The sequence below is a fragment of the Peribacillus sp. FW305-BF15 genome (assembly GCF_058783805.1).
Window position 1 is genome coordinate 356,849 of record NZ_JBYSYV010000001.1, and the last position, 7,706, is coordinate 364,554.

Sequence of the window (7,706 nt, forward strand, 5' to 3'; positions counted from 1 at the left end):
AATAAAACGGGATGCTGATCAAGGTCAGCATCCCGTTCAAAAAAATGATTCACTGCTCCATGGCGGTGTCATCTTCCAATGATATTTTCCATAATTCTTTCGCTTTTCCACTAACCGTTTCATCAAAAACAAATGATCCATTCGTATATCGATCATGATTTTTTAATGAAGCGGCATGTATCGTTTCAATGGTTCCCTTTTCGGAAAGAATGAATAGACTGTCGGTTTTGTTAATGATATCGAAACCAATGACCCTATGAGGATTCGATTTCAATTCCCTCAAGACCACGACACCGCGTTTTGCCCGGCTCGTTTTTTCAAACTCGGTTAATTTCATTTTCTTTATGGCCCCGCGCTGTGTAACGATAAAGATCGATTCTTTACTATCCTTGGCCAAAACCTTTCCGCCAATGACATAGTCATCTTCTTTCAAATTAATCCCTTTGACTCCTGCTGCCCGGACACCGACAACACTTACTTCTTCTTCATCAAACCATAAACCATAGCCATTATGAGTGACTAGGAAAAGGTCAGCCTGTCCATTCGTATGATGGACATCGACCAGTTCATCGTCACCTTTTAAATTGACACCCACCAGCGGTTTTGAATGACGCTGAGCTTTATAGGAAGCTAATTCTGTCTTTTTCACCATACCATTTTTCGTGATGAAAACTAAGAATTCCGGCATGGTAAAATCTTTGATTGGAATCGCTTTTATGATTTGCTCTTCCCTGTCGATTGGTATGATGTTAGCGATATGCTGACCGGTTTCCTTCCAGCGAATATCAGGAAGCTGATGAACTGGACAATAGAGGTAGTTCCCTTTGGACGTGAACAGCAACAGGACATCTGTTGTATTCATCTCCAGCCTCTGGAGCAGGCGATCGGAATCCTTCATGCCAAAATCAAGCCCTCCTGACGCTGCATAAGATCGTAACGATGTCCGTTTGACATAGCCTTCTTTCGTCACGGTAACCATTACGTCTTCACTCGCAATCAAGACTTCAAGATTTATTTTGATTTCTTCAATTTCTTTTTCGATTTTGGAACGACGTCCGTCGTCAAAGCCCTTTTTAATGAATCGAAGTTCTTTTTTAATAACTTGAAGAAGAACCTTTTCACTGCCAAGAATCTTTGTCAATTCCTCAATTTTGTCCTTCAATTCCGCTGCCTCTGCTTCAAGTGCTGTAATATCCGTATTTGTCAGCCTATATAACTGCAAGGAGACAATGGCTTCAGCTTGCGCTTCTGTAAAAGCAAATTTAGCTATGAGGTTATCTTTAGCGTTCCGTTTGTCTTTAGATGCCCGGATGACAGCGATGACTTCATCTAATATGGATAAAGCTTTCACTAATCCATCGACGATATGTGCCCTGTCATGTGCCTTTTGCAGCTCATAACGTGAACGGTTCACGATTACCTCTTTACGGTGTTCGATATAAGCATCGAGCATTTTAGGCAGGCTCATCAATGTTGGCCGCTTTTTATAAATTGCAACCATATTGAAATTGTAGGCAATTTGGAGATCGGAATTTTTATATAAATAATGCAGGACTCCATTTGCATCTGCTTCTTTTTTCAGTTCGATGACAATGCGCAGTCCTGTACGGTCGGTCTCATCCCTTACTTCGGCGATACCTTCCACTTTCCGGTCTAGACGGAATTCATCCATTTTCTTAACAAGGTTTGCTTTATTGACTTCATATGGGATTTCAGTGATGACGATTTGCTGTTTGCCGCCCCGAATCGTTTCCACTTCCGCCAACCCGCGAATGATTATTTTCCCTTTACCTGTTTCATAGGCCTTACGAATGCCCTCAATTCCTTGAATGATACCGCCAGTAGGAAAATCCGGCCCTTTAATGACAGTCATTAAATCAGCGACTGTCGCTTCCGGCTTATCGATTCGCATAATGGCAGCATCAATGACTTCACCTAGTTGATGTGGCGGGATTTCAGTGGCATAGCCGGCTGAAATTCCTGTAGAGCCGTTTACAAGCAGGTTAGGGAACATTGCAGGCAATACAATGGGCTCTTCTGAAGTATCATCAAAGTTCGGTACAAAATCGACCGTCCTTTTTTCAATATCCCGCAGCATCTCGGAGGCAATCGATGAAAGCCTCGCTTCCGTATACCGCATCGCAGCAGGCGGATCACCATCAATGCTACCATTGTTTCCGTGCATTTGGACCATGACCTTCCGCAGCTTCCAGTCTTGGCTCATCCGAACCATTGCCTCATAAACGGATGAATCTCCGTGAGGGTGATAGTTACCGATTACATTACCGACCGTTTTTGCGGATTTCCTGAATCCTTTTTCCTGAGTATTTCCTTCGACATGCATCGCATACAATATCCTGCGCTGCACCGGTTTTAAGCCGTCCCTTGCATCAGGAAGTGCCCGATCTTGGATAATATATTTACTATAACGGCCGAAGCGGTCACCAATTACCTCTTCAAGCGGCAAATCCCGAAACGTTTCTTCAAATACCATCGTTAATGACCTCCTCTTCAATCGACATATTTTCATTATCTAAAATATTCGATTCCTCTTCGAGACCAAAAGCGACATTGGCTTCAATCCACTTACGACGCGGTTCAACCTTATCTCCCATCAAAGTTGTCACACGTCTTTCTGCACGTGCTCCATCATCGATCTTCACACGTATCAATGTCCTTGTTTCCGGGTTCATGGTGGTATCCCATAATTGATCGGCATTCATCTCACCCAGCCCTTTATAGCGCTGAATCATATAGCCTTTCCCCACCTTGTCTATCGCTCCCTGGAGCTCCTCATCGCTCCAAGCATATTCAATGACTTCTTTCTTCCCTGTCCCTTTGCTCACTTTATATAAAGGGGGCAAGGCAATGTAAACCTTTCCTGACTCTATTAACGGCTTCATATATCGGTAAAAGAAAGTCAGCAGCAGCACTTGGATATGGGCCCCATCCGTATCTGCATCAGTCATGATGATCACTTTATCATAGTTAGTGTCCGGCGTATTGAACTCCGCCCCGACACCTCCGCCGATGGCATGGATGATCGTATTTATTTCCTCGTTCTTAAAAATATCCGCCAGTTTTGCCTTTTCCGTATTGATAACTTTACCCCGCAAAGGTAGAACTGCTTGGAAACGGCGATCCCGCCCTTGTTTAGCGGATCCCCCAGCAGAGTCACCTTCTACAAGATACAATTCATTTCGTTCGGGATTTTTCGATTGGGCCGGTGTTAATTTCCCGGAAAGGATGGCATCGGATTTTTTCCGTTTCTTCCCGCTTCTTGCGTCTTCACGGGCTTTGCGTGCCGCTTCCCTTGCCTGGAACGCTTTAATCGCTTTTTTAACCAATAGGGTACTTGTGGTCGGGTCTTCTTCAAAAAAGTAGGCTAGGTGCTCTGATACGATGGAATCGACTGCAGAACGGGCTTCGCTGGTTCCAAGTTTGCTTTTGGTTTGTCCTTCGAATTGAAGAAGTTCTTCAGGGATGCGCACTGAAATGATTGAAGACAAGCCTTCACGTATATCGGTACCTTCGAGGTTTTTATCTTTTTCCTTTAATAGCCCCATTTTTCTGGCATAATCATTGAATGCCCGTGTCATGGCCGTTTTTGCACCAATCTCATGGGTGCCTCCATCTTTTGTACGAACGTTATTCACGAAGCTTAGAATATTTTCTGAATAACCATCGTTGAATTGAAAGGCAAGTTCGACTTCGATCCCATTTTGTTCCCCTTCTAAGCTGACTACACTATGGAGTGTCTCTTTCTCTTCATTTAAATAATCAACAAACGCTTCAATGCCATTTTCATAGTGAAAAATTTCATTATGGTCGTTACGCTCATCCGTCAATTCTATCTTCATGCCTTTTAAAAGAAAAGCTGATTCGCGAAGGCGCTCACACAGGATCTCATAATTAAAAGTCGTCACCGAAAATATTTTAGGATCAGGCTTGAAGTGGATTTTGGTCCCAGCTTGATTTGTTTTGCCGATTTTCTCCAGTGTGGTTTCTGGCTTTCCTCCATTGAAAAAACGTTGTTCGTATATGAACCCGTCCCTCTTGATTGTCACGACAAGCCATTCAGACAACGCGTTAACGACCGAAGCACCGACTCCATGAAGGCCTCCGCTCGTTTTATATCCGCCTTGTCCAAATTTACCTCCAGCATGAAGAATCGTTAAAATGACCTCAGGCGTCGGTTTACCTAATTTATGCATGCCAATAGGCATTCCACGCCCTTTATCGGATACACTTACACTGTTATCTTTATGTATTTTCACACTAATTTGGTCTCCATATCCAGCTAAAGCCTCATCTACGGAGTTATCTACAATCTCGTACACTAAATGATGAAGTCCGCGTGCATCAGTACTGCCGATATACATACCGGGACGTTTTCTGACCGCTTCGAGTCCTTCCAGTACCTGAATTGCATCATCATTGTACTCGATTGTTTTTACTTTCTTTGCCACAGAAATTCCCCTTTCCTTACTAAACACAATTTCCGGGCCAAATCATACTGCAATGAAATGACTCACTAGCTTAACAAATCCATTAATACGTTATTATCATTATAACAAGTATAATACTTTCATGAACAAAGAACAAGTGTTCTATTTTTTTGTCCTTTTTATTAGCGTTAGCACATTTGTTTGGAACAAAACGTATCATAGCTACCATTCTAATTGTAGCGGTAAATTTTCATTTGGCAAATATACTTTCATATTTAAATCAAATTAAGCTTTAATGGCTTAATTTTGCCCGACCGCTCAATGCCCGCTATGGCTGCCTTTCAGTTTTTCTCCAGAAATAAAGCGATACCTTAAAAAAAGAGCGGAAGTTCCGCTCTTCATTTTACTTAGTAAGGGCGTGTTCGACTTTTATACATCGATTCATGATGACAGTATGTCCTTTTTCTTTCAAGAAATTATAGGCTTCTTCATTTTCCACTCCTAGCTGCGCCCAAAAGATATCTGCATCGATTTCTGCAAATTCCTTGGCTATCTCCGGAAGGAACTCTGAACGGCGGAAAACATTGACGATATCGACGTGCCCTTCAATATCTTTCAGGGCTTTTACTGCCTTTACACCCAGCACTTCAGCTACAGCAGGGTTTACCGGGATGATTTCGTATCCGCTATCCTGCATGGCCTTCGATACCATATAAGAAGTGCGCTCAGGGTTATCAGATAAACCGACGACAGCGATGCGCTTCGATTTTTTCAACATCTTTCCCATTTCTTCCCTGCTTGGATTTTCTATCATTCTTTTCAATCCCCTTTTATAATAAAATGTAATATTTGATTAAAGAGTATTCCTAACAAAGGTATTTTACAGAGAAAAGCTTTTTATTACCATTATTAAGAAAAATCATTATACAAGAAAGAATAAGTTTAGAAAAGGCATGACTCACTTAACTTTCTTATGTTCATACAGACTACCACGTATTGTAACAATTTATACAAGGAGGCATCGTTCATTATATATTTACGAAAATAAGGAAGTCTAAACCTTTTACCGTTCATGAACTTAACGTATATCAAAAGATGTAGGTCCATCAAGGAAAATTCATTTTTTTAGTGGATTTTTTTTGGACAGCCGTACCATTTTGTCACGAAAATGTTACAATAAGAGAAGCTTAACAGGTATTTCAGGGCTGTTTTTAGCTATTTCTACACGTTTATTTTTGAAAAAGGGAACAATCTTCCTTAAACGTGATAAAAAAAGAAGATTTTTCTTAAAGAAAGGGTAATAGAATGCTTACATTTATCACTATACTGGCTGCCTACCTGATCGGTTCGATTCCGTCCGGTTTAATAATCGGTAAAACATTTTACAAAATCGACATCCGGGAGCATGGCAGTAAAAATCTAGGTGGGACAAATACCTTCAGGACACTTGGTGTCAAGGCAGGACTAACCGTTACTATCATGGATATACTTAAGGGTACCCTAGCAACTTATCTGCCGTATATGCTAGGCGTGGAAATGCATTTATTGCTAGCCGGAGTTATTGCGGTAGTCGGTCATATGTTTCCCATTTTTGCAAACTTTCGGGGCGGAAAAGCCGTGGCAACTTCTGCTGGTGTCATTCTTGCTTATGAACCATGGTTTTTTGTCTTTGCCGTCATCATTTTCTTTATATCCTTATACATATCCAAATATGTCTCGCTTTCATCCATGATTGCTTGTCTACTTGCTCTCATCTACAGTTTAGTTTTTCATATTAAAGATTTACCGCTCATTATTGTAATCAGTTTAATAACGATCTTCATTTTTTACCGGCATCGCGCAAACATCAAACGGATTATCGATAAAACTGAACCTAAAGTAAAATGGTTATAAGAACATGTGCATTACCATGTGAAGATAGGCCCGTATGCAAGGGCCTATTTTCCATTCTACAATTCATTTGTAAGGCATGCCTCGAAACCTTTTCAGCAGCGCTCCGATTTCCTTGATGATTGACACTTTTCCCTGGATTGTCATTTCCATTTCTGCAATCCATTATATTCCCTTTGATGATTCCGATTATTTCATTGAAGGAATTTTCCGTTAATCCAGATTCCTTCTCACCTGCTTGAACCACTTCTTTGACACTTAGGGCAGAATCAACAACATCTTTCATGTATTCATTTGATGATTGCACGATTTCATCTATTCCAGCTATCGACTTTTTAGTCTGTCCAGCAAGTTTCCTGACCTCTCGAAACAACCGCAAATCCATTACCATGTTCAGCTGCCCGCCTCGATGGCTAAGTTCAATAAAAGGCATCAAAAACTCCCTCGACCTGGGGTACGCATTGCCTCTCTAAAATATTGAACAGCTTTAAATCGTATTCCGTTAAATCGATGATATTAACCTGAAGTTTCACCTGTTCACTGCTTACATCCAATATGCCATCTGTTTCATTTGAAACCAGTGCTTCACTTTTATGAAAACCCATATCCCACTCCCCGGATTTTGTAAATCCCGACAAAGTTAATCCATTATACCCGACAATAAAATATGATTCTTTATACCTGTTTAATTGAAATTAATTCAGGTTACCCTCAAAAAAAGTGATTCTTTCAGTCTATTTATATTTCATTCTGGACTCCACACGATTCTTTTGTCAAGGTAAAAGGGCCTGAGTCATTTCTACATTAACTTCCAAACGAATAAATCGTTTGGAATTCGTTTAGTGGAGAAAGAGTCAAGTAAGGATTGAATAATTGTTAAACAGGGGCTACACTGGAACTAGTTATTACATATCGATAGGAGAAAGTGCCATGAAACCATTGCAAATATCACCGGAAACTGCATTAAAGTTATCCAAGTCACTAAATCTGCCTTTAGAGCAAATCATGCATATGCCTACACCAGTCTTGCTGAAAAAGCTTGCCGAGGCTGAAGCAAAAGAAAAAGGCAATACAAAATAGCTGCAGGAATCTGCAGCTATCATTTTGTAGACAAAAGGGGTTCGGAATTAAAATATTCTGAACCCCTTTTGAAATCCCCTTTGAATTTTCGCCTAAAGTTAAGAGATTGCGGCTCTACAAGCCCACATGTTAGGCCATTTTTGGACCTCGCCATGTCCAATTGGCCATCTTCTTTAAATGAATGGCAGTGAAAGTTAGCGTCGCCTGCACTGACAATTTTTTAAGTCCCCTTAAAGTAGTCCAACGCATACCATGCTTTTCTTTTGCATCTGCGAATACACGCTCAAT

8 protein-coding genes are annotated in these 7,706 nt (G+C 41.0%); 2 read left to right on the forward strand and 6 right to left on the reverse strand.

Annotated features, from left to right (window positions below):
• Positions 1-49 precede the first annotated feature (49 nt).
• The 3 genes from parC to AC3WLU_RS01635 all read right to left on the reverse strand — a co-directional run bounded on the left by parC (position 50) and on the right by AC3WLU_RS01635 (position 5,262).
• Positions 50-2,494, reverse strand: a complete 2,445-nt coding sequence (gene parC / locus AC3WLU_RS01625; RefSeq protein ID WP_412993639.1) for a DNA topoisomerase IV subunit A — start codon at positions 2,492-2,494, stop codon at positions 50-52.
• On the reverse strand, positions 2,484-4,469 hold the full coding sequence (parE, locus tag AC3WLU_RS01630) for a DNA topoisomerase IV subunit B (protein WP_048678600.1): 1,986 nt from the start codon (positions 4,467-4,469) through the stop codon (positions 2,484-2,486). The genes parC and parE overlap by 11 nt, the downstream gene beginning before the upstream one ends.
• Before the next feature lie 382 nt (positions 4,470-4,851).
• Positions 4,852-5,262, reverse strand: coding sequence for a CoA-binding protein (locus AC3WLU_RS01635; RefSeq protein ID WP_063576383.1), 411 nt, complete (start codon positions 5,260-5,262; stop codon positions 4,852-4,854).
• Positions 5,263-5,753: 491 nt separating this feature from the next.
• Between AC3WLU_RS01635 and plsY the strand changes: the two genes are divergently transcribed.
• Positions 5,754-6,341, forward strand: coding sequence for a glycerol-3-phosphate 1-O-acyltransferase PlsY (gene plsY / locus AC3WLU_RS01640; RefSeq protein WP_034312400.1), 588 nt, complete (start codon positions 5,754-5,756; stop codon positions 6,339-6,341).
• Here the strand turns inward: plsY and AC3WLU_RS01645 are convergent.
• Both AC3WLU_RS01645 and AC3WLU_RS01650 read right to left on the reverse strand, forming a co-directional pair.
• The gene (locus AC3WLU_RS01645; RefSeq protein ID WP_412993636.1) at positions 6,322-6,771 is read right to left on the reverse strand and encodes a hypothetical protein; all 450 of its coding nucleotides are present in this window, start codon (positions 6,769-6,771) and stop codon (positions 6,322-6,324) included. The genes plsY and AC3WLU_RS01645 overlap by 20 nt on opposite strands.
• Positions 6,758-6,943 (reverse strand): hypothetical protein, encoded by a 186-nt coding sequence (locus AC3WLU_RS01650; protein WP_413003617.1) that lies wholly within the window; start codon positions 6,941-6,943, stop codon positions 6,758-6,760. Before AC3WLU_RS01650 ends, AC3WLU_RS01645 begins: the two co-directional genes overlap by 14 nt.
• 325 nt (positions 6,944-7,268) lie before the next feature.
• On the opposite strand from AC3WLU_RS01650, the gene AC3WLU_RS01655 reads away from it, so the two are divergent.
• Positions 7,269-7,418 carry a YycC family protein gene (locus tag AC3WLU_RS01655; RefSeq protein WP_082609358.1) on the forward strand — a complete coding sequence of 50 codons (150 nt, stop codon included), beginning with the start codon at positions 7,269-7,271 and terminating at the stop codon, positions 7,416-7,418.
• Between the two features lie 129 nt (positions 7,419-7,547).
• Here the strand turns inward: AC3WLU_RS01655 and AC3WLU_RS01660 are convergent.
• Positions 7,548-7,706 (reverse strand): transposase (locus AC3WLU_RS01660; RefSeq protein WP_492596670.1); only part of this gene is annotated, 159 nt, incomplete at its 5' end.

Coding starts and splice junctions, on each gene's coding strand:
- parC (WP_412993639.1), bottom strand. CDS start 2,494: ATGGTATTTGAAGAAACGTTTCGGGATTTGCCGCTTGAAGAGGTAATT.
- AC3WLU_RS01635 (WP_063576383.1), bottom strand. CDS start 5,262: ATGATAGAAAATCCAAGCAGGGAAGAAATGGGAAAGATGTTGAAAAAA.
- plsY (WP_034312400.1), top strand. CDS start 5,754: ATGCTTACATTTATCACTATACTGGCTGCCTACCTGATCGGTTCGATT.
- AC3WLU_RS01645 (WP_412993636.1), bottom strand. CDS start 6,771: ATGCCTTTTATTGAACTTAGCCATCGAGGCGGGCAGCTGAACATGGTA.
- AC3WLU_RS01650 (WP_413003617.1), bottom strand. CDS start 6,943: ATGGGTTTTCATAAAAGTGAAGCACTGGTTTCAAATGAAACAGATGGC.
- AC3WLU_RS01655 (WP_082609358.1), top strand. CDS start 7,269: ATGAAACCATTGCAAATATCACCGGAAACTGCATTAAAGTTATCCAAG.